This is a genomic window from Nocardia sp. NBC_01327 (assembly GCF_035958815.1).
Taxonomy (GTDB): Bacteria; Actinomycetota; Actinomycetes; order Mycobacteriales; family Mycobacteriaceae; genus Nocardia.
Genome location: NZ_CP108383.1, coordinates 6,149,919 through 6,173,452 on the forward strand (window position 1 = coordinate 6,149,919; position 23,534 = coordinate 6,173,452).

Here is a 23,534-nt window from a genome sequence, read left to right on the forward strand (position 1 = left end):
GGAGCAGCCGTTTACGCGCGCTTACGCGACAGCACCGGATACGCCGCGCACACCAGCACACCCCACACCACACCGACGACGACGGCCGTGCGGCCCGAATCGGTGAAGAACAGCAGCACCACGACCAGCGCCAGGAAGGCCAGGGCCAGTACCGAAGTCACCGGTGCGCCCGGCAGGCGATAGTCGCTCGCGGGGAGCAGTCCGGCTTTCACGCGGGCGCGATAGATCAGGTGGCAGACCAGGATGATGCCCCACACGAAGATAATGCCCATGGTGGAGACCGAGGTGACGTAGCCGAAGGCCTTCTCCGGGGAGAAGTAGTTCACGGCCACGCCGATCACCATGACCGCCGCCGATACCGCGATACCGGTGGCGGGCACCGACCGGGTGCTGAGGGCGCCCAGCTTGGCGGGCGCCTCCTCGCGCTGCGCCAGACTGCGCAGCATGCGGCCGGTGGAGTAGATGCCCGAATTGCACGAGGACAGTGCCGCGGTCAGCAGCACGAAGTTGATGATGGCGGCCGCGCCCGGAATGCCGATCTGCTCGAACACCTCCACGAACGGGCTGCGCCCGGCATGGAAATTGCGCCAGCTGGACACCGACATGATGACGATCAGCGCGCCGACGTAGAACAGGCCGATGCGAAACGGCAGGGTATTGATCGCCTTGCGCAGGGTGGTCTTCGGGTCGCGGGCCTCACCGGCGGTGACGCCGACCAGTTCCACACCGACATAGGCGAAGACCACGATCTGCAGCACCAGCAGCGCCTGCCCGAAGCCGTTCGGGAACACACCGCCGTCGTTCCACAGATTGGCGGGCGTCGGATTGACGGCATGGCCGAAGTGGAAGATGAGCACGCCGATGCCGATGGCGATCATGGCGACGATGGCGGTGACCTTGATGATGGAGAACCAGAACTCGCCCTCGCCGAACAGCTTCACCGACACCAGGTTCAGACCGAACATAATGCCCAGTACCACCAGCGCGGTGACCCACTGCGGGATGTCGAACCAGTACTGCACGTACTTGCCGGCGACGGTGATCTCGGCCATGCAGGTGCTCACCCAGACGGCCCAGTAGGTCCAGCCGGTGGCGAAGCCCGCGAAGCGGCCCAGGAATTCGTTCGCGTATTCGGCGAAGCTGCCGGTGACCGGGCGGTAGGTGAGCAGCTCGCCCAGTGCCCGCATGATGATGAAGATGGCCAGGCCCGCGACCAGGTAGGCGAGGATGAGCGCGGGGCCCGCCTGTGCGATCGCCCCGCCCGCGCCGTAGAACAGGCCGGTGCCGATGGCGCCGCCGATGGCGATCATCTGGATGGTGCGCGGTGACAGTCCCCGGGAGTAGCCCTCGTCCCCGGGTAGTTCGGCCGATTCGATCGGCGTCTGTCTCTCAGAGGCTGTCATGTGTTCCTTCCACGTGCGTGCGGCCGCACCGCATCCCGGCCGTCATCGGCACAGATGCGTGGGCCGCGCCGAGCTTGCCGACGGATTGCCGTGCTCGAGCCAACGGCGTGTCACGCTACCGGAGACGTAGTGGCCGTCACAGTGGGCTGGCCGTGGAGCTACTCATCGGTAACGTCATCGACGAGCTCGACACCGGTGACCACCTCGGTCTCGATGCGGATCAGATGATCCATGGGCATGGTGATCCACGAATCGATCAGGGTCTCGTAGCGCTGCACCTGTTCGGGATCGGTGATCACGCGCGCCACCCCGGTGACGATGACGCTCCAGCCGCGGCGGGTGTGCTCGTCGAAGTCGTCCGCCTCGTAGGCGACGATCTGCCCGTCACCACCCAGCAGACTCGCGCCCAAATTCGCGCGCACCAGCACCGCGTCTTCTTCGACGATGTGGTTCACCGGCCGAATGATCGGAATTCCCCGGCGCGATAAAACAATTCGCCCGTACTGCGCGCCGGCCAACCGCTTCAGCGAATCGGCAGCCGAGAGCTCGCGCAGCTTTCGTGCCCCTTCGCCACCCATCCCTCCAATTGTGGTCGATCTCGCGGAGTTTCGCCAATTGTGTTGCCGCAAGCGGGTGTTCGCACGTCCGCTCAGCGCAGCGGCGGCACGTCGACCTGCGCCGGAACCTTGTCCGTGCGCAATCCCTTCCAGCTCGGCATCCGCAGGCGCGCACCGGAGAATTCGCGATACTCGACGTCTCCGACCAGGATCGGGTCCACCCAGCGCCAGCCTGCCGCAGCGGCTTCCAGCGGCGGCTCGTCGAAAGCACTTGCCGAGGTTTCGATTTCACCGAGGGTGGCGCGAATGATGCGCCGGGCCGCCTGGGTGAACCCGGTGCCCGCATTGCCGATGTAGACGAAACGGCCGTTCTCGTCATACGCGCCGAGCACCAGTGAACCGAAGGTGGATCCCATCGCGCCCGAGCCTGGCGTCCAGCCCGCAACCACGGCCTCGGTGCGCTGCCGCAGCGGCGTCTTGATCCACGCGGGCGATCGGCGCCCGGGCAGGTACACCGAATCGACACGCTTGGAGACGATTCCCTCCAGCCGATGCTCCAGCGCCACCCGCTGCAGCGCCTGGGCATCGACCTCGATCCAGTGCGGGGGTGCGGACAGCGGTGCGGCGAAGTCCAATTCCGCCAGCCTTTTCCGGCGCCCGAGGTAGGGCTCGGGCATGAGGTCGCGGGTGCCGATGCGCAATATGTCGAAGGCGAAGAACTGCACCGGAACCTCCGCCACCAGCTGCTCCGCGGGCAGCGCCACATGCATGCGGCGCTGCAGGCGCCCGAAGGAGGGCGCGCCATCGGGTTCCGGCGCCACGATCTCGCCGTCCAGTATCAGATTCCCGTTCCCCGACAGCACTTTCAGTGCGGCGACCACCTCGGGATAGGACCCGCCGACGTCATTGCCGTTGCGGCTGTACAGGCGGCACTCCCCCGCCTCGCACGTCGCGATGATCCGTACCCCGTCCCATTTCATCTCCACGGCCCATCCGGCCGCATCCGGCGGCACTCCCCCGATCGCCAGCATGGGCGCGGGAACACCGGGGAGCGGCCAGGGCACGGTGCGCCGCTACCCGGGTAGGCAATCAGGCAAAGAAGACATGGCGGTAGTTTGCCAAATAATTGCCAATACATATCGGCGGCTCGCCGGGCCATTCCGATTCACTTGTCACCCACAAAGTTTCACGGGTCGTAAGACAACGAAGCCGTCCAGCGCAGGCCGCGAACTATGTTGTGCGAGTTTCGGGAATATCGCGTAATTTACGTTGCGTGGCTTTTCCGAGTGGGCGTTCGGCGCCAATCACAAACGGTTCATCGGGCAGGCTGCTGCCGTGGCGCGGGAGCACAGCGCGGTAGCCGACGCCGAATTCCACCCGGGCGCACAGGCTGTGGACCTGCTGCGCGCCGGCTCTCGGAGGAGCTGCTCCCGAGGCCGCTGCCGACGCTTCCGGCGGGCGGTCTCATTGCCTACCCTCGTCAACAAAGTGATCTGCGTCACAGTGACTTTGATTCGTTTCAACTATCAAGACAGATCAAGGCGCAATCCGATCCCCGCGGTGGCAGTGGCCCCGAGCAGGGAAGTACTGCCTGAACTCCGAATTCGAGACTCGACCACGGGCGTATGCAATCATCGCCGAGTGTCGAATCTCAAGCTTGTTTGTCTTCCGTTTGCTGGCTCCGGCGCTTCGTTCTTTCGAAACACCAAGTCACCGGAGGGGATCGATCTCCTGCCGATCCAGCTGCCCGGTCACGAGGAGCGGTTCATCGATCCGCCCTTCGTAGACGTCCGGACGGCGGCTGCCGAGGTTGCGGACTACGTTCGGGCAGAGAGCGACTCGGACAGCCGAATACTGGTCTTCGGCCACAGCATGGGAGCAATTCTCGCTTTCGAGACGGCCCTCGCCCTCGGAGCCATGGTCGATCACGTTTTCGTGAGCGGGTCGCCCGATCCCTGGCATCCGCGCAGCGAGCGCGCCTCGACACTGACCGATGAAGAGTTCATGGCCAAGGTGGAGGCCTTTGCGGGGTACACCCATCCCGCCCTCGCCAATCCGGAAATGCGGCAGCTGATTCTGCCCATTCTGCGGGCCGACGTGCTCATGCACGAGTCGTACCTCGCCGGCAGCGACACCGTCATCGATGTGCCGATCACCGCGCTGCGGGGAGCCGACGACGCCCTGGTGTCGGAGGCCGATATGCGCGGCTGGCGTAATGCGACCACCAGCAACTTCTCGATCGAGACGGTCGAGGGCGGCCACATGTACCTCGCCGACCGGCTCGAGGAGACCCTGGAGTTCATCGCGGAAACCACGCGTATCACCCATGGCAAGTGAGGATCATCTAGTCGCGCTGGTCACCGGCGCGGCACGCGGAATAGGGCGGGCCTGCGGCGTTCGACTGGCCGAGTCGAATATGTCGCTGGTGTTGATGGACATCGGCAAGGACACCCCCGGGGTGCCCTATCCACTGGGCTCGGAGAGCCAGCTCGAGCACACCCGGCGTTTGTGCGTCGAAAAGGGCGCCAATGCCGAAACATCCATCGGTGATGTGCGGAATACGCACGATATCGATGCGGCCATGCAGGTGGCCCTGCGGCGATTCGGGCGTCTGGACGTGGTCGTCAACTGCGCGGGCATTGTCAGTCCCTCGGGCAGCAGTGTCGAGGAGGTGACCTCCGACGACTGGTCGACCATGCTCGATATCAATCTCACCGGACCTTTCCAGGTCCTGTCCGCGGCGGCGCGAATAATGAAGCCGCAGGGCTCGGGCAGCATCATCAATATCGCGTCCACCGCCGGTCTGGTGGGCTATCGGCATTTCGCGGGATACGTCGCCTCCAAGCACGGATTGGTCGGATTGACCAAAGCCGCCGCCCTGGATCTGGCTCCCCATGGAATCCGCGTCAATGCGGTCTGCCCCGGATCGGTGCACGACGCACCGGAACTCGAAGGAAGAATGCTGCGCGAGGTGGCGAACGCACTCGACCTCAACGGCGACCACGAGCAGATGTTCCTGCGCGATCAGCCCTCCAACGCGCTGGTCGCCGCGGAGGACATTGCCGAGACTGTCGCCTGGCTGGCTTCCAGTAGAAGCCGGAGCGTCGTCGGTTCGATCGTCACCGTCGACGGCGGCTTCACCTCTCGATAATCGGCCCTCGGACAGAAGCTGCGGTCATGAAAACAATGCACGACGTCACCGCTGACGGACTCGAAATCCCCTCGCACCCGGCCGGAATCGCGGTTCGTGTCGCGGCGCCGGGCGATGTCGACGCGCTTGCCGCCCGGTGTGCCGAAGCGCTCGGCGGGAATCCCGACACCATCGGGATCTGGTACCAGAGCGCCCCTTTCGACTCAGCATCGGAAGCGGCGGACAGACTCGTGCGCCAGCAGCGGGCGCATCCGCTGCCCCCGGCACTGCCGGCCCGGCTGACCTGCACCGGGTATATCGACGGTGTCACCGATGTGGTGCTGCTGGCGGACGGTGACCTGCACGGTGTGCTCGCCGAGTTGAATCGAGCCGGGGCACAGTCGTTATCGGCCCTGCCCGAGACCTCCGATGCCCTCGTCGGCGCGATCGATATCGAATTCGGCGATGCGTACCGGACCGAGGAACTGGCCGCCGCGGTCGCCATCGTGCTGGGCCGATTCCTGGATACCACCGCGCTGGCGGTCGACCTGGCCACCGCTGACGTATTGCTGCGGTCACCCGCCGTGCGGGCGCGACTGGCCTCCGAATCCGGCGCTCGCGCCTGTGAATTCGGCGTGCACAGTTCGATCGGGGAGGTCGTGTCCCAGCTGGCGGCCGTGCGGGAGGCAACCGCCCCGGCGGCGACGCCGGAATCCGACCATGGCCTGCGGTCGGTGCGAATCGTCGATTACACCGGCGCGCCAGGGGTTTTCCTTCCGATGCCGCTCGCATCGCACGACTTCGACATCGCGATCCATCCGACGTCCGATCCCGGTACCGCCCGGGTGCTGCTGCGGAGCCGGTCGGAGGAAGCGGCCGAGTTCATTCATCCGATCGCCCAGGTACTCGGCTTCGTCTATGCGCAGATTCGGGCGAAGGGCCCGGATCTGCGACTACTCGATATCGCCTATACCGATGTCCCGGAACCGATCTCGGTCGAGGCCGCACGCACCCCCGGTGCGGGTGGCCGAATGGAGCAGCGCATTGCCGCGCATGCGGCCGCCCGCCCCTCCGCCACCGCGGTACTGGACGCAACCACGTCGACCTCGTTCGGAGAACTCGAGGCGCAATCGCAGCGCATCGCAACGGGTCTGCGGCAGCTCGGGGTGCTGCCGGGCGATTTCGTGGTGGTCGCCGCGGCGAAATCCGCGACGCTCTTCGCCACCATGCTGGGCATCTGGAAGTGCGGCGCGGCCTATGTTCCCGTCGATATCGAGTTCCCGATGGAGCGGCTGCGGTACATCATCGAGGACTCCGGCGCACGGGTGGCCGCGGTCGAGGCGCAGTTGCTAGGCGCGGTACCGGATTCTGCTCATGCCGTGGACATTTCGACCCTGGCAGCCCCAGAAACCTCGGAAACCTCGGATGCCGCACTGCCACAGGGGCTGTCGGAGAACGCGCCCGCCTACGCGATCTACACCTCGGGCACCACCGGCCGGCCCAAAGGCACGGTGATCGCCCACCGGAGTGCACTCGCACTCATCGACGCGCTCACCGAGCGGTTCTCGCTCTCGGAGACCGATGTGTGGAGCGTCTTCCACTCGCCCGCCTTCGATTTCTCGGTCTGGGAGATCTGGGGCGCGCTGGCCACCGGCGGCGCCGTGGCCGTCGTGCCCAAGAGCGCGGCGCGCGATCCGCGCCAGTTCCACGAGCTGCTGCGCAATACCGGTGTGACAGTGCTGAATCAGACGCCGTCGGCCTTCGCGCACCTGGTGAGTTTCGATGCGCAGGCCGCTCTGCTCGACACGGTCCGGTTGGTGATCCTGGGTGGAGAGGCGCTGCAGGCCGGCAGTTCCGCCGCCTGGCTGGACCGCTATCCGGCCAGTCGCTGCCAGCTGATCAATATGTACGGAATCACCGAGACCACCGTCCACGTCACCGTGCAACCGGTCACCAAACACACCACACTGCGCGCGCCCCGATCGGTGGGGCATGCCATCGCGGGTTGGCACACCGCCGTGCTGGGCCCGGATCTGCGGCCCGCTCCCCCGGGATTTCCGGGCGAGATCATCGTCGCCGGCGCCGGTCTGGCGCTGTACTACTCGGGTAAACCGGCCCTGACCGCAACCAAGTTCGTGGCGGGCCCCGGCGGGCAGCGGTGGTATCGCAGCGGCGATCTCGGGCGCATCCGCCCCGACGGCACGCTCGAACATCTCGGCCGCATCGACCACCAGGTCAAGATCAACGGCTACCGCATCGAACTGGACGAGATCCGCAACTGCCTGCGGCGCCAACCCGGAGTCCGCGACGCGATCGTGGTGTGTCACAGGGGCGAAGGTCAGTTCGCCACCGCCCGTCTCGATGCCTATCTGGTCGGCGACGAGCTGGATCTGCCGGAATTGCGCGGCGCGGTCGCCCGCATGCTGCCCTCGTATATGCGGCCCGCGTTCTACACGGTCGTGGACAAGATTCCCCTGACCACCAATGGAAAGGCCGATATCGCACGCCTGCCGGCGCCGGACAGCGGCCCGCAGCAGGCCGATCCGGCGCCGGAGTCGGAGTCCGCACCGGAAACCACCGGGACGCAACCGATCCTCACCAAGGTGTGGTCCTCGGTCCTGGGCGTCGAGCCGAGCGCCGACGACAATTTCTTCCTGTCCGGGGGCAACTCACTCGCGGCCATCCACCTCAGCACCGAGCTCGGTAAGAACGCGGTCCCGATGCCCCTGAGCATGGTGTATCAGTACCCGGTGTTCAAAGACCTGCTTGCCGCCATCGGCGAAAAGACGCGCTGACCGGGACCGGCGTGCCGGGCAGGACCCGGCACGTTTGGACATGATCGTTCCGGCTACTCCGAAAGGGAGACGCTGGAGCATCGGCGTGCCCGTCTACAGCGAGGAAGTGTCATGGTCATTTCCGATCTGGTTCTGCTCTTCGCCGGCATCCTCTTCCGCATGGGTGTTCGGTAGACCCTGGCGAGACTCCGGTGCGGGCAACAGTGGACAACACCACTTCCTGCACGTTTGATGTTGCCGGGAGCGGGAATTGCCGCCCTATGTTCATCATCATCGGGCTCATCGTCCTCATCGGCGCTGTGGTCGTCGGGGTTGCCGGCATTGCCGCCAACAGCGGCGAAAATCATCTGATTCCAGGCGGTTTCACCGTCTTCGAGCACACCTACGCCGGATCGTCCGGCCTGTTGTTCGCCTACGGCATTCTGATCGGGGCGATCGGCACCTGTGGGCTGATCATGCTGCTGGCCGGGACGTGGGCCACGTCCCGGCGCGGGGTCGCCGCACGTCGCGATCTCCGGAACTCGCGTCGCGAAATGGCTGCGGCCCGGCGCGAACTGACCACCAAGCCGGTACCGGAACCGCAGCCGCCCAAACGATCTGCCCTGCCGGCGGATCCGAAATCGGCGGCCGCAGCGGCGCCGTCGCAGCCCACCTGGTCCTTCAACCGGTTCATGAACCGATCCACACCCGCGAAGCCGGCTCCTTCGCTCACGAAAACGAAATAGGTATTCGCCATGATTGCTCTCGGTATCGTTCTGCTCGTCATCGGCTGGCTGGTCGGCATTCCGATCGTGACCACGCTGGGTGTCATCGCTATCGTCGCCGGTCTGGTGCTGTGGGCACTGGGCTCGATGGGCCGCCCGGTCGGCGGCAGGCGCTGGTACTACTAACTACCTCTAGGCAACGCTCGCGACCGCCGCGAGGCCCATCCACTAGCTTGAAACCTATGACGGTGACGGTGCTGGTTTCGGATGACTACGGCCTCGCGGCGGTTTCGCGCCTGGAGGGCGTGCGGGCGTTGCGCTTCCGGCTCGGTGAGCCGCTGCCCGCGGGGGCCGATGAGGCCGAGATCCTGGTGCCGGGTTTCCTGGTCGGCGCCGACGCGGTGCAGATGACCTGGGCGCTCCCGAAACTGCGGCTGGTGCAGCTGCTGACCGCCGGGGCGGAGGCCTGGGTCGGGAAGGTCCCGGCGAGCGTGCAGGTCTCCATTGCCCGCGGCGCGCACGGGGCGAGCACCGCCGAGTGGGCGATCACCGGATTGCTCACCGTGTACCGGGAATTCATCGAGTTCGCCGCCGCGCAGCGCGAGCACCGCTGGACGCAGCATCAGACGGACACCCTGTCCGGCAAACGGATTCTGATCGTCGGCGCCGGTGATCTGGCGGCGGAGCTGCAGCGCAAACTCGCACCGTTCGATGCCACGAGCGTCCTGGTCGGTACGCATGCCCGCGACGGAGTGCACGGGGTGGACGAACTCCCGCAGCTGCTGGGCGAATTCGATGCCGTGGTGCTCATGGTGCCGGTGACCAGTAAGACCATCGGCATGGTGGATGCGGCCTTCCTGGCCCGCATGGCCGACGGGGCGATCCTGGTCAATGCCGCCCGCGGCCCGGTGGTGCACACCGATGCGCTGCTGGCCGAACTCCGGAGTGGCCGTCTGCGGGCCGTTCTCGATGTCACCGATCCGGAACCGCTGCCCGCGGGCCATCCGCTGTGGGATGCGCCGGGACTGTTGCTCACCCCGCATGTGGGCGGTAGTAGCCGGGGCGCCCAGGAGCGCGGGTGGGCCATCGCTACCCGCCAGATCGGCCGGTACCTGGCCGGGGAGGCGCCGGAGAATCTCGTGCACGGCGAATATTGATCTCCCCCGGCTGATCTCGCCGGGCGGCTCCGGTGAATCCTTGCGGCTACAGCGAATCCTTGCCGATGGGCCGATTCAGCATCCGCCACTCCCGCTCCCAGCGCGCACTGCGGCGCGCATCGAGGACGGTGGCGGTGATCCACACCGATGCGGCAGTGGCGCACCAGCTTTCGACCAGAATGGCCAGCCCGGTGCCGACGCCCTCGGCCGCGGCCGAGCCCGGTCGCGCCGGAGCCGTGGCCGGGTTTCCGTCGGGCCCGATCCACAGCGCGGTGGTCGACCCCGACAGCTGCTGTTTCGGAATCTCGATGGTGGCGGTCCTGGCGTGCGCATCGACCATCCATTGCACCGGCACCTGGTATCGGTCCGGCTGGGCGCCATAGTGATCCGCCGTCGGCAGCAGTTGCGCATCGGCGGTGAGCGTGGCGGTCACCTGTGTCTTGCCCGCGTCCTGTGCGGCGATTCGTGCCACCGCGCCGGTGTAGCTCACGGTCCCGATGGCGCCGGAAATCGGCACGGCCACCACCACGGCCAGCACCGCCAGCACCCGCACCAGGACTTCGAACCGATCCGAAACACGCATGAGCGGATTGGGGTTCCACGGTCGAACCCGCCATGTCCGCACCACGGCTGAAGGACCCTCCGGCACCTGGACCACCTCCCTCCACGGCACGACTGGCACCGATCTCACCGGTAGCAGTACCCATTCAGATACCCCTTGAACAGCGATCTGTCCAGCGGCAATCTGGCCACGGGGGTGGGCAGTCGGCTTGTCTAAGCTGGCGGAGTGGGCCACAGGGCCGGTGCGCAGCGGGCCGGGCCGAGGCGCGGCACGCTGGTCACCGCGATGCTGATGCGCGTAATGCTCACCAGCGCACCGAATGTCACCGGCAGGATCACCAGATCGCGGGGCGCCTCGGCGAGCAGGGTCAGCAGGGTGATGAGCAGGGTTCCGTCGATGAATACCGATACCGTCGCGGTGACCAGTAGCGCCCTGGCGGCCAGTCGCGTCGGAATGCGCACCAGGCGGCTCGCGCGGCCGGTGGACGCGATGGCCAGGGCGGTGCACGGCACGCCGAGGACAACCGCGAGGCCCATGAGCACCAGACCGGCGATCGTCAGAGACCGGGGTACCGCGCTGAACGAGCCCAGGAGCGCGGCGGTGCCCCACAGCACGCCGATGACCGGGCCGATCGCGGTGAAGGTACAGCCGTAGCGGTGAATCCGCTTGGAGGACAGCACAGGCACGAATTCCGCGGCGATGACCGTCGGACCGCCGAATTCCTCGATGGCGGCGGTACCGGCTCGCTCGAGCGAAAGCCCCTGCGCGCTATAATGTTCCACGGCATCGTTCAGTCCGTCGCCGATCTCGGCCAGGATGGCCTGGCGCTCCCACCAGGTGCCCGTCAAACGGGTACCCAGGTCGTCGAGATAATCGTCGATCACAGTGCGGGCCAAGGCTCTTCCCCCATGACAGCGTTCCCCTCCATCAGAGCGCCGACCGCGGCGACGAAGTCCCGCCAGGACGCCCGCTCCTGTCCGAGCTGCCGATGCCCGGCAAGGCTGAGGGTATAGGTGCGCCGCTGCCGGCCGCCCTCCCTGGACCACGCGCCGTCGATCAGCCCCGCTTGTTCGAGCCGGTGCAGGGCCGGATAGATGGTGCCCTTGGGCAGATCGAAACGGCCTCCGGTGCGAGTGCGCAGGGCATCGATGACGCCGTAGCCGTGGCGCGGGCCGTCGGCCAGCACGGCCAGGATCATGCCGTCCAGGTGCCCCTTCAGCACTTCTGCACTCATGGGTAGCAAGCCTACCCTTCAGGACGAAAGTGCCCTAGCCTATGGGTAGCGTCCCTACCCATAGGAGGTCCCGGTGCGCTACAGGATTACGAGCGCGGTTCTCGCGCTCACCACGGCCGCCGTGGTGAGCGGCTGCGCCGACGGATCGGGGGGACTACCCGATGCCGGACTGATGATGCGCGATGCCGCAATCTCCGCCGGCGCAATAGCTTCCGCGCATCTGGTGCTCCAGGCCGAGGGATCGGTGCCCGGTTTCCCACTGCGCGGGCTGGAGGCCGATGTCGCCGCGACCGACGGCGGTAGCGCGACCGGCACGGCCACCCTGCCCACCGGATCGGTGACGCGATTCGTCGCCTCCCAGGGCAAGGTTTTCAGTAAGTCCGACAACGGAACCCTCGTCCCGCTGCCGTCCGGGTTCCCCAGCCCGAGCGGCATGATCGGCCGCGACGGCGGGCTCGCGCGACTGCTGCGCTCCCTGCGGAATCCGGAAACCGTTGGGCGCGAACAGTTCACCGGCATCGACGCATTCAAGATCCAGGCCGTGGTACCGGCCGAATCGCTCGCGGCGATACTGCCGGGCGCCACGAAGGACGCGACCCTGACCCTCTGGATCCGCGTCCGGGGCGCCCACCTCCCCCTGCAGACCACTCTCGGATTTCCGGAGCACCCCGGCGCTCATCTGAATGTCGCGGTGTCCAGATCACAGGCGGTTTCCCTACCGGGCAAGCAATCATGAAGGATCCCGAAATGACCGACAGCGCAATCGATGTGCTGAATCTCAGTGTCAGCAGAGGTAAGCAGGAGGTGCTGCGCGATATCAGCTTCGCGCTGCCGCCGGGCAGCGTGACCGGACTGCTCGGCCCCAGCGGATCGGGCAAGACCACACTGCTGCGCGCCATCGTCGGCGTACAGCGCATCCGGTCCGGCACCGTCACCGTCCTGGGCCACCCCGCGGGGACGGCCGAATTGCGCAGGCAGGTCGGCTATGTGACACAGCAGCCTTCGGTCTACGGCGATCTGACGATCCGCCAGAACGCCCGCTATTTCGCCAAGATCCAGGGCACCGGCGCGGCCGCCGCCGAGGCCGCGATCGGCGATGTGGGCCTCACCGATATCGCCGATCGGATGGTCGACGCGCTCTCGGGCGGTCAGCGCGCCCGCGTCTCGCTGGCCTGCGCACTGCTCGCGCACCCGGCCGTACTGGTCCTGGACGAACCGACCGTCGGCCTCGATCCGGTACTGCGCCGCGATATCTGGGCACAGTTCCACACCCTCGCCGATGCGGGCACCACCCTGCTGGTCTCGAGTCATGTCATGGACGAAGCCGACCGCTGCGAGCGACTGCTGCTGCTGCGGGACGGCAGACTGCTCGCCGATGAGGCGCCGGACGACCTGCGCGCCGCCACCGGTGCACCGAATCTCGAAGAGGCATTCCTGCGCCTGATCCTGCAGCAGGCCGGCGACCCCGACGACCGAAAGGTGCTCGCCTGATGTCTGTTTCGCTCACCCTCGCCACCACCGCGCGCGTGCTCACTCAGGTCCGGCACGATCGGCGCACCATCGCACTGGTCATCACCGTTCCCAGTCTGCTGCTGGCCCTGCTGCGGTTCATCTTCGTCGACCGCCTCGACATCTTCGATCAGATCGGGTTGATGCTGCTGGGCATCTTCCCCTTCACCTCGATGTTCCTCATCACCAGTGTCGCCATGCTGCGGGAGCGGGTCAGCGGCACCCTCGAACGCCTGCTGAGCACTCCCCTGCACAAACTCGATCTGCTCTTCGGATACGCCATCGCCTTCGCCGCGCTGGCGGCCGTGCAGGCCTGCGTCGCCTGCGCAGTCGCCTACGGCCTGCTCGGCCTGCGCACCCAGGGAAATATCGCGACGGTCCTGCTCATCGCTGTCAGCACGGCCATTCTCGGCTGCTGCACCGGACTGTTGACCAGCGCCTTCGCCCGCACCGAATTCCAAGCCCTGCAATTCATGCCCGCCATCGTGTTCCCGCAGATCCTGCTGTGCGGACTCATCTGGCCCCGGGAGGAAATGTCCACCGCCCTGCAGTGGGCCGGCGATGTCATGCCGCTGCGCTACGCCGCCGAGGCCATGAGCGAGGTCGGCACCTTCCCGCTCCCCACCACCAGGCTCTGGCTGGACCTGCTGGCCATCGCCCTGTTCGCCGTGGCCACCCTGCTCGGCGGCGCGGCCACGCTGCGCCGTCAGACCCGCTGACCGAGGCGTCCGAAACTGCCTGTGCCACATCATCATCAGAATGCGATTTCATTTGCAAGATCACCGTTAATCTGGGTTTACATCCCTGTTGTGCTGCCGTTTTCCGTATGCCAAGATCAACCGCGTCGGCTCGGGGGGAATTAATCAGAGGCGGTCGGCAATCCGCACCAGCGCAACCACTCTCGACCACCTCTTTGTCCGTGGAGGGCTACTTCCCTTTGACTTCAAGCACATTCGATCGAATGGTTTGTGGTGCACCACGAAAGTATCTGTGGCACACAGTAACTGGTATTCGAGAACAGGGCGCTGCCAATACCATCAGGAGCCGCATTGGGAGCGATACTTCTCAGCCGAGATCTGCCCGGAACACCCGAGGCACTGTTCAACACCATTATTTCGCCGACCACGTGGGAACACTGGTTCGGCATTCACCGTGAGTTCGTGGGCAAACCGCCGGAGCGCCTGATCGAAGGCTCGACCCTGGTCTCCGAGGTGCTGATTCACGGCATGGCCGAGGAGGTCGAATGGACCGCGCGGCGGCTCGACGAGCCCCATCGCGTGGTCCTGCGCGGCATCGGGCAGACCGGTGTGCAATGCGATTTCACCTACTGGCTGCAGGCGACGGCCACCGGCACGACCGTCACCGCGGGCATCACCTTCACCGGATTGCTGATCACCGACTCGGTGACGAAGGTGCTGGAGAAGCACGGCTACGAACAGCTCGATCGCACCCTCGGTCAACTCGCCGAACTCGCCTGCGCACTGCATGAATGAGGCGCCGCCAGGACGGCGTCACCACCCTGCTGTTTCGCCAGATACATGGCCCGGTCGGCAGATCGGAGGATCTCCCGCAGCGAGTCCTGAGTACGGCCCCGATCACCGGTCGCCGCCATATCGACGATGGCGAGCCCGAGGCTGGCGGTGACCGATATCGAACCGATGGGCGCGGCAACGGCGCCGCGTAATCGCTCGGCCGCGGCCACGGCCGCCGTATCGGGCAGCCGCACGATGACCGCGAACTCCTCACCGCCGAAGCGGGAGACGATGCTGCCGGCGGGTGCGGCCCGGCGCAATCGATCGGCAATGCACACCAGCACCTCGTCACCGGCGGTATGCCCGAGGCTGTCATTGACGGATTTGAACCGGTCGAGGTCGATCATCATCACGCATACCGGCAGCGGCGACGGACGCGCGAGCAGGGCCGCGGAATGGTAGTCGAGCCCGCGCCGGCTCAGCAGCATTGTCAGTGGGTCCGAAAGCATTTCGCTGCGCAGCACCCAGTAGCAGAACTGCAGTCCGGGCGGCACGACGACGGCCGCGGCCATACCCAGCATCATGATCGCCGCCGAGGTGACATCACCGCTGCCGATCAGCGGAGCCGAGAGCAGCGCGGCCGCGCTTAGTGACCATATCGTATGCGCGGCAAGGGCTTTCGGAGCGTGAAAGGCGCTGACGTAGATGCCGATGATCAACAGCAGCATCATTCCCACGGACCGGACCACATAGCCGGGACTCAGTGCGCACACCACGGTGACGGACACATCGGCGATGGCCACCAGCACCAGCGATTCCCTCTCGGCCGGCCAGGGCAGCACACACCAGCGCACACCCCAGGCCACTCCCGCCGCGACGAGCAGCCACAGCACCGCCCGACCCAGCGGCGCCTCCGGCGCCTGCGGCGACAGCAGCATCAGCACACAGATCATCGGCGCCACCAACCCGCACATACCGATGGCAACCTTGAGCACCCCGAGTGCCGACCGGGACGCGATCGCGTCGACCACCCATCCGTAGTCGACGTCCTCACGCCACCAATCGCGGAGTAATCGCAGACCAACACGCATGTACTGCCCCCTCGGCGCCGGACGAACCCTCCTGCACTGACGACCTGCACACCACCGGACACCCCGCTCCGGCTGCGTATCGCAGTCTATTCAGCCATAATGCAGCAACCGCACGGACTGTAATCCATGTCACTCTCCCGCCGAGGTCACTCCCCCGCCGGGCGGCGCAGCCGGGCCGCCAGCCACAGCACCACGCCGTAGCCGAAAGCCGCATCGGCATTGGACACCAATGCCGAGGACGGGAAGATGACGGCGTGCCGCAGTCCCGCATCGGCCAGGGCGCGCACGCGGGTGAGCACCTCCGCGGGCGTGCCGATCACCAGCCACTCGTACAGGACCTCGTCCGGAACCTCCTCGATCGCCGCCTGCACCTCGGCTCTGGTCAATTGGTGCGGCATCAGATCGATGAGGCCCCGGAAGTCTTCTCCGAAGGGATGTTTCGCGCCGCAGCGCGTCCACACCGCGGCCGGAGCCATCAAGCCCAGATAGCGCACCGACGGATTGCGCAGCAGCCGCCGGATTCCCGCCCGCGTGCGCGCGGTGACGATCGAGAGCATCTGCGCGGGCACGATCGCCTCGGGATCGCGGCCGGCCGCACGGGCGGCAGTGCGCACCAGCCCCAGTCGCCGCTGGTACTCGTCCGGTGACATCGACTCCCACGGATACCACCCGTCGGCATAGCGCCCTGTCAACTCCAGCATGCGCGGCCCGTGCGCGCCGATCCACACCTGCGGCATCCGCCCGGGCGGCGCCGTCAAATCCATTGGCGCCCTGTCGATTGCGTAGTACTTGCCGGAGAATTCCAGCGGCTCCGTCGCGGTGAGGGCCGCGCGCAGCACCTGCAGCGCCTCCTCCAGGCGATCCACGGGACGATTCCAGGTGAACCCGTACGGATCGAGGTTCTCCCGCTCACCGGATCCGATCCCCAGGATGGGCGGCGCCTTCGTCATATGCGCGAGGGTGAGAAACGTCTGCGCCAGCAGGACCGGATGCCGGCGGTGCGGATCCGTGACACCGACGCCCAGCTGAACCCGGCCCGCCCCGGCGGCCAGATGCGCGAGCAACGGCGCGTAGTCGAACTGTTCGTCCGGACTCGCGACCGCCTTCGCCTGCGGCGTGAAGTCGCTGTCCCACACCGAACGTGGGAACACGCCGATCAAATGATCCGGCGCCAGCACCGAATCCAGCCGTCCGAGCCGCGCCATCCGCACCATGAGGCGCGCGGCGGCCAAGGGCGGATTCACACCGGCGAGGGTGCCTACCGCGAATGATTTCTGCTGCGAGTCCGACACGATGGTCTCCTCTCGGCGGGCACACCGGAATCGGGCCCTCGCCGATTATCGCGTCGATCCCCCTGCCACGTCCGGTGATTGCGCGCATCGGCCCCGCGCCCGTACCCCGCGAAAAGCCATCTGTCCAGCGGTGATCTGGCCCCGGATCGCGACACTCGCTATGGTTCGGCGATGCAGAGCGCAGAGTTGATCGAACGCGGCAGCACGATCATGGATCGGGTGACATCGCAGCAGTCCGCACAGCCGTGGCAATTGGTGGTCGGCACGGGAGTTGTTGCGCTGCTACTGGTGGCCTTCCGCCCGGCCTGGCGGATTCTGCGCAATGTGGTGACCATCGCGCACGAGGGCGGGCATGCGGTCACCGCACTGCTGACGGGCCGCCGCCTCAACAGCATCCGATTGCATTCGGACACTTCCGGACTCACCGTATCGAGCGGAAAGCCGTACGGGCTCGGCATGATTCTCACCAGCGCCGCCGGCTATCCCGCGCCCGCGCTGCTGGGCCTGGGCTACGCGGCACTGCTGGGCGCGCATCGCATCACGCTCATGCTGTGGCTGACCATCGCGCTGCTGGCGGTTCTGCTGCTGAAGGTGCGCAATGGATACGGCCTCCTGACGGTCCTCCTGACCGGCGGGCTGATCTTCCTGGTCTCCTGGTTCGGCACCGACACCGTTCAGGCGGCAGTGGCCTATCTGGCGGCCTGGTTCCTCCTGCTGGCCGCAGTGCGACCGGTGATCGAGTTGCAGCGTAATCGCCGCAACGAACCCAATTCCGATGCCGATCAGCTGGCGCGCCTCACTCGCGTACCGGGACTAGTGTGGGTAGTGGCGTTCGGAGCGGTAGCCCTGTGCTCGCTGGTGCTGGGCGCCCGGCTGTTGCTGAACGACGTGACCGGAGTGTGCGTGCCGCCGCTCACTCACAACACGTGTTCCGCGTCCGCCGAGCGGTGACGAACGTCGCGGAACATCACGAGATCGACGCCGCTACAAGATTTCTGGAGAATGCGAGCTAACATTCGCGGTGCACCGTCCGGGTGATCGGGAACACGGCGAAACCCCTTCCTCGATCGTCCGGCCGGGTTCGATCGTCAGTGCAGGAGGGTGTGGGATGGAAAGACCGGCATGGGCCCCGGAGGGCGTGGACATGGCGCAGGCGAGCCCGGCTCGCATGTACGACGCGCTGCTGGGTGGCTCACACAATTTCGATATCGATCGGCGCGCCGCCGAAATGGGCAAGGCGCTCGTACCGGATCTGCCGCGGCTGGCCCTGAGCAATCGCGCATTCCTGCGCCGCTCGGTGCGCTTCCTGGTGGATTCGGGGATCCGGCAGTTCCTGGATATCGGTTCCGGCATTCCGACCGCGGGCAATGTGCACGAGATCGCGCAGGAGATCGATCCGGACTGCCGGGTGCTGTACGCCGATATCGATCCGGTGGCCGTCGCGCACGCGCGGGCCATTCTGCAGGGCAATGACCACGCCGCCGCCATCGAGGCCGATCTGCGCAAGCCGGTCGATCTGCTCGCCGCGGCCCGCGAGAGCGGCATGATCGATTTCGAGCAGCCGGTCGGCGTCCTGCTGTTCGCCGTCCTGCACCTGCTCGGCGATGACGACCGTCCGGCCGATACCGTCGCCACGGTGCGCGCCGCGGTGCCCGCGGGCAGTTACGTCGCCCTCTCGCATCTGTCCTCGGCCTCGCGGCCCGAGGATGCGGCCAAACTCGGCGCGAACGCGGCCGGGAAGAGCAATGTCGGCATCCACTTCCGCTCACGCGAGGCGATCACCGAATTCTTCGAGGGCTGGGAGCTGGTGGAGCCCGGTGTGGTCGAGTTGCCGGTGTGGCGGCCCGAATCCGAACGCGATCAGCACGAAGCACCCGGCCGCTCACTCGGTTTGGCCGGTGTGGGGCGCAAAGGCTGAGCAGGAGTAGGACTTTCGGGGCAGGGGGTTAGCGGTGGGTGCGGCACACGAACTGGCGGTGCGATGGGCGGCGATGCTCGACGGCGCCGTCGCGCCCACACTCAACCGCACCCAGGTCGAGGAACTGCTGGATCCCTATGCCGCCGGACTGATCGAGGCGGTGCGCGGCACCGGCGTGACCACGGTCGCTGCCGAGGCGGCCGAGGCGCTGGTCGCGGCGAATTACCGGGACCCGCTCGCCGTCCACCGCTCGGTGCTGGTGCTCTGCAAGGACCTCGTCGACGCCGTCTGCCCCGATTCCGAGAGCCGGGAGTTCCTCCCGGTCCGTGACCGCGCCATCGAGGTGGCCGCCGAATTCGCCGCCGCGTTCACCGCGGGCCTGCGCAATGCCGCACTGGCCGAGCAGGAGAGCACCATGGCCGCCGTCCTGACCGCGGCCCGGGAGGCCGAGGCGCGGCGGCAACTGTCGGAGGCGCGGTTCCAGGCCATCTTCGCGGGCGCGTCGGTGGGCATCGGCACCATCGATATCACCACCGGCCAGGTCGTCGATGTGAACAATGCGATGGCCGAAGTGCTCGGCGTCCCAGCCGAATCCATGCCGGGACGCTCGGTGGCCGACATTCTCGGGCCGATGAATATCGGCGATGCCTTCGCCCGCTTCCAGCAGCTGTTCTCCGGTGAGGTGGACAGCTTCCGCGTCGAATCGGTGCACACCCGGCCGAACGGCACCATCACCATCATCGACCTGTCCATGTCCGTGGTGCGCGACAGCGACGGCAATCCGCGCTTCCTCATCGGGGTCACCGTCGATGTCACCGAGCGCAAACAGCTCGCCGATCAGCTCTGGTACGACGCGCACCACGATTCGCTCACCGGACTGCCCAACCGGCTGCTGTTCTTCGACCGGCTCACCGCGGCGGACGGTCAGGTCGGCGTCTGCTATCTGGATCTGGACGGGTTCAAGGAGATCAACGACCGCCGCGGCCACACCGCCGGGGACCGGGTGCTCTGCGATGTGGCGCAGCGGCTGCGCGCCGTCCTGCCGGAGAACGCCGTCGCCGCGCGGCTGGGCGGTGACGAATTCATCGTCCTGGTCGAACACTGCTCGGGCCGAGAGGAATTGACGGCCGTGGCCGACGCCATCCTCGGGGCGCTGCGACAGCCGTTCGATGTCGCGGGCCTGTCGGTGACGGTCGGCGCGAGCATCGGCACCGCGCTGGTGGATACCCATTCGACCGCCATCGACGAGCTCATGCATGCCGTGGACACCGCCATGTACCGCGATAAGGCCGCTAGATCACGAAGGGCAGCAGCGCTTTTCGCTCCGCCGGATAATCACTGAACTTCTCCCGGTACCACTTGTGCGTGGCGAACGCGCGCGGCACCAGATTGCCGAAGGTGATCAGGAAGATGACCACACCCGGCAGCGCCCAGGTCAGCAGCGCGAAGCCCGCCCAGGCCAGCAGCTCACCGAGATAGGTGGGGCTGGTGACGAATCGGAAGCCCAGGCCGAACGGGATCCTGTATTCCGTTGCGCCCGGATTGTTCTTGTCCCGCAGATTGCGAACGATCCACTCGGAGCTGACCAGCAGCCCGAAACCGCACAGGTACACCACCAGGCCGATGAGGAAGCGCGGATCGGTCAGCCAGCCGGTGCCGTACTGCCCCAGGTAGTCGTGGCTGAACAGCGCGCCGTTGAGGTACCCGTGCATACAGGTCACCAGCATGCCCATGCCGAGCACCGAGACATTGAAACTGCTTGTCTTGCCGGGCACCTGGCGGATGGAGAGCGGGAAGAACCAGCCGCGATTGGCATAGTGCAGGATCCAGATGCCCGCCAGCACCAGTGAGGTGGGCTCGAACCGGTGCGGTCCGGTCAGGTACGCGACCGCGAACACCACGGTGGCCGGAATCTCCATGAGCCACCACCCGAGTTTCGGGTTCAGGTTCAGGCCGAGCTTGGCGGTGGCGAATCGGCCGTAGGGGCTCTGCCCGAACAGCCCGCCCACCAGCACGAACGCGGCGAATGCGAACGCGATCGTGAGCACGGTGTCGTAGACGGTGTTACCGGTATACCAGTTCATTCATGGTCCTTCGTAGTAAAACTAGAACAGGTTCTACCACGCCGGGCATGCGATCCGGTACCCATACGCGGGCATCACACCTAACCGCCCGGTAGGTTGGCGGGAGCCTGGAGGGAGGCGTAGATGGGTGCAGAGGGCTGGGATGTACTGCTGAAGTGGATGCCGTTCTTCCTGGAGGAGGACGAGGAGGCGGCCGATCGATTCGGCCTGGACTGGAATCCGCGTTTCATGCAGGCACGCGACGAAAACACCGGGCGCCATGCGCATTTCGCACAGCAGGGCAGCGAGATCGAGGTGCTGATCACCGTCCCCGACGATCCCGCCGATGCCGAGCGATTACGCACCGCACTGCGGGCGCAGCCGGAGGGCACCTGGGATCCGTGCCCGCTGCCGCTCGAATCCGACAGCGCCACACCGGATCCGCAGTGGCGGGCGGTGCAGCGGGTCCAGGAGCAACCGGAACTGGCGCGCGAATGGGCCGCCGGCTGGCGGCGCGGGGCGCCCCTGGACCAGCGCAGGCAGATCGCGGAATCGGTGGTGGCGGTGCTGGATCGGGGTCTGGCCATGACACCGGATCGGCTGCGCTTCAGCGCCTGGAGTCTGGACGCGCCCGATACCGTCGGCGCCTACGGACTGCCCGCCGAACGGCCCAGTGAGCGCACTGCGGCCACCCTGTGCGGCGACTGGGCCGATTTCGAGATCCGGCTGGCCTGGGCGCTGACCACGCTGCCGTGGGACGGCGTGATCAATCTCAGCACCCCGCATCCCGGACCCGATCCGTGCTTCGTGCAATTCCTGCACGGGCGGCAGCTGTTCAACGAGGCCAGCGGATGGGATGTCGCCGGGCTCGGGGCGGGCGAATTCGACCGGCGCATGCGGGATCTGGGCTGGAGCTTCGCACCGCACAGTGTGCCCGGCGGCGCGGCGCTCATCTGGGAGGGTCCGCAGGCGAGGGCCGGGCACAATCCGCGACTGCTCGGTGCGCCGCGGCGCACGGTGACCACCTTCCGGGAGGTGTTCGCGGTGCAGCACCCGCAGGATCTGGTGTTCCGGGCCTTCCGCAACGGCCGGCGGCGCGATCCCGAATTGCGTTATCTCGATGCGGAACTCGGGGTGCCGCGCGACGTGCGCTGAGCCGCAGCCCCTTTCACCGGCGTCAGAGTCGCTGCAGGTGGATGGGAAGCCCGTCCGCGGGTTTGGGACCGGTACCGGCGACCAGCGGCACCTCGTAGCCGGCGGGCACGCTCCAGCGATACTCGAGCAGCATGCGGTGCAGGACGGCCTTCACCGTCATACCGCCGAAGTACCGGCCGATGCACTTGTGCGCACCGCCGCCGAACGGCGGCCAGGCGTAGCGATGCGATTTGTCTTCCGCGCGTTGCGGATCGAAGCGCTCCGGATCGAAGACGTCGGGATCGTGCCAGTTCTGCTCGGCGCGCATCATGGTGAACGCCCCGGCGATGATCAGGGTCCCGGCGGGGATGAAGTACCCGCAGATCTCGGTATCGCTGATGGCCTGCCGCACGATCTGGCCGACCGGCGCGTACATCCGCAGCGTCTCCCGGAAGGCCATGTCCAAGCCGGTGAGACGGTCCGCATCACCGTAGTCGAGCGTGGATTTGCCCAGCGCACGGGACTCTTCGCGCAGGCGGTCCTGCCACTGCGGGTGCCGGGCCAGCTCGTAGGCCAGCATGGAGATGGCATTGGTGCTGGTGTCGTGCGCGGCCATCATGGTGAAGATCATGTGGTCGACAATGTCCGCGTCGCTGAAGGATTCGCCGTCCTCGGTGGTGGCGCGGCAGAGCACGCTGAACAGATCGTCCCCGTCGCCGGCGCGCTTGGCGGGCACTTCCCGGCGGAAGTACTCCTCCAGCGTCTGCCGCCCGCGCAGTCCCCGATTCCACACTCCCCCGGGCATATTGGTGCGAATGGCGGCCTGTCCGCCGCGCACGGCATCCTCGAAGGCGTGCGCCAGCCGGGTGCCCTCCGGACCCAGTTCGGCGCCCGCGAACACCACCGTGGCCTGCTCCAGGAGCAGCTGTTTGACGTGGTCGTAGAGCGGAAAATCGCGGCCGGGCCGCCAGCCGTCGACGGCGCGGACGATGCGGGGCGTGGTGAGGTCGAGATAGCCGATCAGGCGCGGGCGGGTGAAGGCCTGCTGCAGAATACGACGGTGGTAGCTGTGCTCGTCGAAGTCGCGCAACAGGATTCCGCCCCGGAAGAACGGGCCGATGAGGAATTCGTAGCCCTGCTGCGCCGAGAACACATGTTTGCGATCGAGCACCAGTTCCTCGACGGCCTCCGGACTGCTCACCCCGACGATGCGGCGGCCGAAACCGCCCGTCCACTGCACCGGGCCGTAGCGGCGCATCCGCCGGCGCGAGAACGTGAGCGGATCGGCCAGCATGCTCACGATGTGGCCGATGCCCGGCGCACCGTAATCACCCATGACAGGTTTGAGCCCGCTGCCGGGCGGCGGGGTGGCCAGTGCCCGGGGCGCGGACGGGTAGCGCTCCAGCACCCCGGCGGCGCGACCTTGAATTCGATGGTTCAGCACGGCTTTACGAGGCACCATGCATTCACGTTAGCGGAAACATATGTTTCCGTAAACGCTCGTTTCCCAATA

Annotated in this window: 24 protein-coding genes; 14 read left to right on the top strand and 10 right to left on the bottom strand. The window is 66.7% G+C overall.

The genetic code is table 11. The annotated features are described in order from the left end of the window. Positions 1-11 precede the first annotated feature (11 nt). From OG326_RS28425 to ligD, 3 genes are all read right to left on the bottom strand, one after another. The gene (locus tag OG326_RS28425; protein ID WP_327140189.1) at positions 12-1,403 is read right to left on the bottom strand and encodes an amino acid permease; all 1,392 of its coding nucleotides are present in this window, start codon (positions 1,401-1,403) and stop codon (positions 12-14) included. Between the two features lie 158 nt (positions 1,404-1,561). Continuing rightward, a complete protein-coding gene (locus tag OG326_RS28430) occupies positions 1,562-1,981 on the bottom strand; it encodes a pyridoxamine 5'-phosphate oxidase family protein (protein WP_327140190.1) in 420 nt (139 codons plus the stop codon). 71 nt (positions 1,982-2,052) lie between these two features. Beyond that, positions 2,053-3,024 carry a non-homologous end-joining DNA ligase gene (gene ligD / locus OG326_RS28435; RefSeq protein WP_327140191.1) on the bottom strand — a complete coding sequence of 324 codons (972 nt, stop codon included), beginning with the start codon at positions 3,022-3,024 and terminating at the stop codon, positions 2,053-2,055. Positions 3,025-3,601: 577 nt separating this feature from the next. On the opposite strand from ligD, the gene OG326_RS28440 reads away from it, so the two are divergent. From OG326_RS28440 to OG326_RS28465, 6 genes are all read left to right on the top strand, one after another. Then, complete coding sequence (locus tag OG326_RS28440) at positions 3,602-4,297, top strand: thioesterase II family protein (protein ID WP_327140192.1); 696 nt, start codon at positions 3,602-3,604, stop codon at positions 4,295-4,297. After that, positions 4,287-5,111 carry an SDR family oxidoreductase gene (locus OG326_RS28445; protein WP_327140193.1) on the top strand — a complete coding sequence of 275 codons (825 nt, stop codon included), beginning with the start codon at positions 4,287-4,289 and terminating at the stop codon, positions 5,109-5,111. The genes OG326_RS28440 and OG326_RS28445 overlap by 11 nt, the downstream gene beginning before the upstream one ends. A 26-nt stretch (positions 5,112-5,137) precedes the next feature. Then, on the top strand, positions 5,138-7,885 hold the full coding sequence (locus tag OG326_RS28450; RefSeq protein WP_327140194.1) for a non-ribosomal peptide synthetase: 2,748 nt from the start codon (positions 5,138-5,140) through the stop codon (positions 7,883-7,885). A gap of 260 nt (positions 7,886-8,145) precedes the next feature. Continuing rightward, positions 8,146-8,610 (top strand): hypothetical protein, encoded by a 465-nt coding sequence (locus tag OG326_RS28455; RefSeq protein WP_327140195.1) that lies wholly within the window; start codon positions 8,146-8,148, stop codon positions 8,608-8,610. A gap of 9 nt (positions 8,611-8,619) precedes the next feature. Then, positions 8,620-8,775, top strand: a complete 156-nt coding sequence (locus OG326_RS28460) for a DUF6131 family protein (protein WP_327140196.1) — start codon at positions 8,620-8,622, stop codon at positions 8,773-8,775. A gap of 56 nt (positions 8,776-8,831) precedes the next feature. After that, on the top strand, positions 8,832-9,746 hold the full coding sequence (locus tag OG326_RS28465) for a 2-hydroxyacid dehydrogenase (protein WP_327140197.1): 915 nt from the start codon (positions 8,832-8,834) through the stop codon (positions 9,744-9,746). Between the two features lie 46 nt (positions 9,747-9,792). Here the strand turns inward: OG326_RS28465 and OG326_RS28470 are convergent, their stop codons facing one another. Genes OG326_RS28470 through OG326_RS28480 form a run of 3 tightly spaced genes read right to left on the bottom strand, consistent with a single transcriptional unit; the run spans position 9,793 to position 11,542 of the window. After that, a complete protein-coding gene (locus tag OG326_RS28470; RefSeq protein ID WP_442790837.1) occupies positions 9,793-10,542 on the bottom strand; it encodes an Rv1733c family protein in 750 nt (249 codons plus the stop codon). Next, a complete protein-coding gene (locus tag OG326_RS28475; RefSeq protein WP_327140199.1) occupies positions 10,521-11,204 on the bottom strand; it encodes a permease prefix domain 1-containing protein in 684 nt (227 codons plus the stop codon). Before OG326_RS28475 ends, OG326_RS28470 begins: the two co-directional genes overlap by 22 nt. Beyond that, a complete protein-coding gene (locus OG326_RS28480; RefSeq protein WP_327140200.1) occupies positions 11,189-11,542 on the bottom strand; it encodes a PadR family transcriptional regulator in 354 nt (117 codons plus the stop codon). Before OG326_RS28480 ends, OG326_RS28475 begins: the two co-directional genes overlap by 16 nt. Before the next feature lie 73 nt (positions 11,543-11,615). On the opposite strand from OG326_RS28480, the gene OG326_RS28485 reads away from it, so the two are divergent. From OG326_RS28485 to OG326_RS28500, 4 genes are all read left to right on the top strand, one after another. After that, positions 11,616-12,278: an LppX_LprAFG lipoprotein gene (locus OG326_RS28485; protein ID WP_327140201.1), complete on the top strand. Its 663-nt coding sequence runs from the start codon at positions 11,616-11,618 to the stop codon at positions 12,276-12,278. Positions 12,279-12,289: 11 nt separating this feature from the next. Next, positions 12,290-13,033 carry an ABC transporter ATP-binding protein gene (locus OG326_RS28490; protein ID WP_327140202.1) on the top strand — a complete coding sequence of 248 codons (744 nt, stop codon included), beginning with the start codon at positions 12,290-12,292 and terminating at the stop codon, positions 13,031-13,033. Then, positions 13,033-13,770, top strand: a complete 738-nt coding sequence (locus tag OG326_RS28495; protein WP_327140203.1) for an ABC transporter permease — start codon at positions 13,033-13,035, stop codon at positions 13,768-13,770. Before OG326_RS28490 ends, OG326_RS28495 begins: the two co-directional genes overlap by 1 nt. A 330-nt stretch (positions 13,771-14,100) precedes the next feature. Next, positions 14,101-14,544, top strand: a complete 444-nt coding sequence (locus tag OG326_RS28500; protein ID WP_327140204.1) for a type II toxin-antitoxin system Rv0910 family toxin — start codon at positions 14,101-14,103, stop codon at positions 14,542-14,544. Here the strand turns inward: OG326_RS28500 and OG326_RS28505 are convergent. After that, positions 14,508-15,614, bottom strand: coding sequence for a GGDEF domain-containing protein (locus OG326_RS28505; protein ID WP_327140205.1), 1,107 nt, complete (start codon positions 15,612-15,614; stop codon positions 14,508-14,510). The genes OG326_RS28500 and OG326_RS28505 overlap by 37 nt on opposite strands. Before the next feature lie 146 nt (positions 15,615-15,760). Then, a complete protein-coding gene (locus OG326_RS28510; RefSeq protein WP_327140206.1) occupies positions 15,761-16,906 on the bottom strand; it encodes an LLM class flavin-dependent oxidoreductase in 1,146 nt (381 codons plus the stop codon). 171 nt (positions 16,907-17,077) lie between these two features. Between OG326_RS28510 and OG326_RS28515 the strand changes: the two genes are divergently transcribed. The 3 genes from OG326_RS28515 (at position 17,078) to OG326_RS28525 (ending at position 20,166) form a co-directional block, all read left to right on the top strand. Next, a complete protein-coding gene (locus OG326_RS28515; protein WP_327140207.1) occupies positions 17,078-17,857 on the top strand; it encodes a M50 family metallopeptidase in 780 nt (259 codons plus the stop codon). Between the two features lie 157 nt (positions 17,858-18,014). Next, on the top strand, positions 18,015-18,824 hold the full coding sequence (locus tag OG326_RS28520; protein ID WP_327140208.1) for an SAM-dependent methyltransferase: 810 nt from the start codon (positions 18,015-18,017) through the stop codon (positions 18,822-18,824). Positions 18,825-18,858: 34 nt separating this feature from the next. Continuing rightward, positions 18,859-20,166 carry a sensor domain-containing diguanylate cyclase gene (locus OG326_RS28525; RefSeq protein ID WP_327140209.1) on the top strand — a complete coding sequence of 436 codons (1,308 nt, stop codon included), beginning with the start codon at positions 18,859-18,861 and terminating at the stop codon, positions 20,164-20,166. Here the strand turns inward: OG326_RS28525 and OG326_RS28530 are convergent. Beyond that, entirely contained in the window at positions 20,117-20,908 is a 792-nt protein-coding gene (locus tag OG326_RS28530) for a 3-oxo-5-alpha-steroid 4-dehydrogenase (RefSeq protein ID WP_327140210.1), read from the bottom strand. The two genes, OG326_RS28525 and OG326_RS28530, sit on opposite strands and share 50 nt — an antisense overlap. Before the next feature lie 123 nt (positions 20,909-21,031). On the opposite strand from OG326_RS28530, the gene OG326_RS28535 reads away from it, so the two are divergent. Beyond that, the gene (locus OG326_RS28535; RefSeq protein WP_327140211.1) at positions 21,032-22,042 is read left to right on the top strand and encodes a TY-Chap domain-containing protein; all 1,011 of its coding nucleotides are present in this window, start codon (positions 21,032-21,034) and stop codon (positions 22,040-22,042) included. 22 nt (positions 22,043-22,064) lie between these two features. Here the strand turns inward: OG326_RS28535 and OG326_RS28540 are convergent, their stop codons facing one another. Then, positions 22,065-23,483 (bottom strand): cytochrome P450, encoded by a 1,419-nt coding sequence (locus tag OG326_RS28540; RefSeq protein ID WP_327140212.1) that lies wholly within the window; start codon positions 23,481-23,483, stop codon positions 22,065-22,067. Positions 23,484-23,534 lie beyond the last annotated feature (51 nt).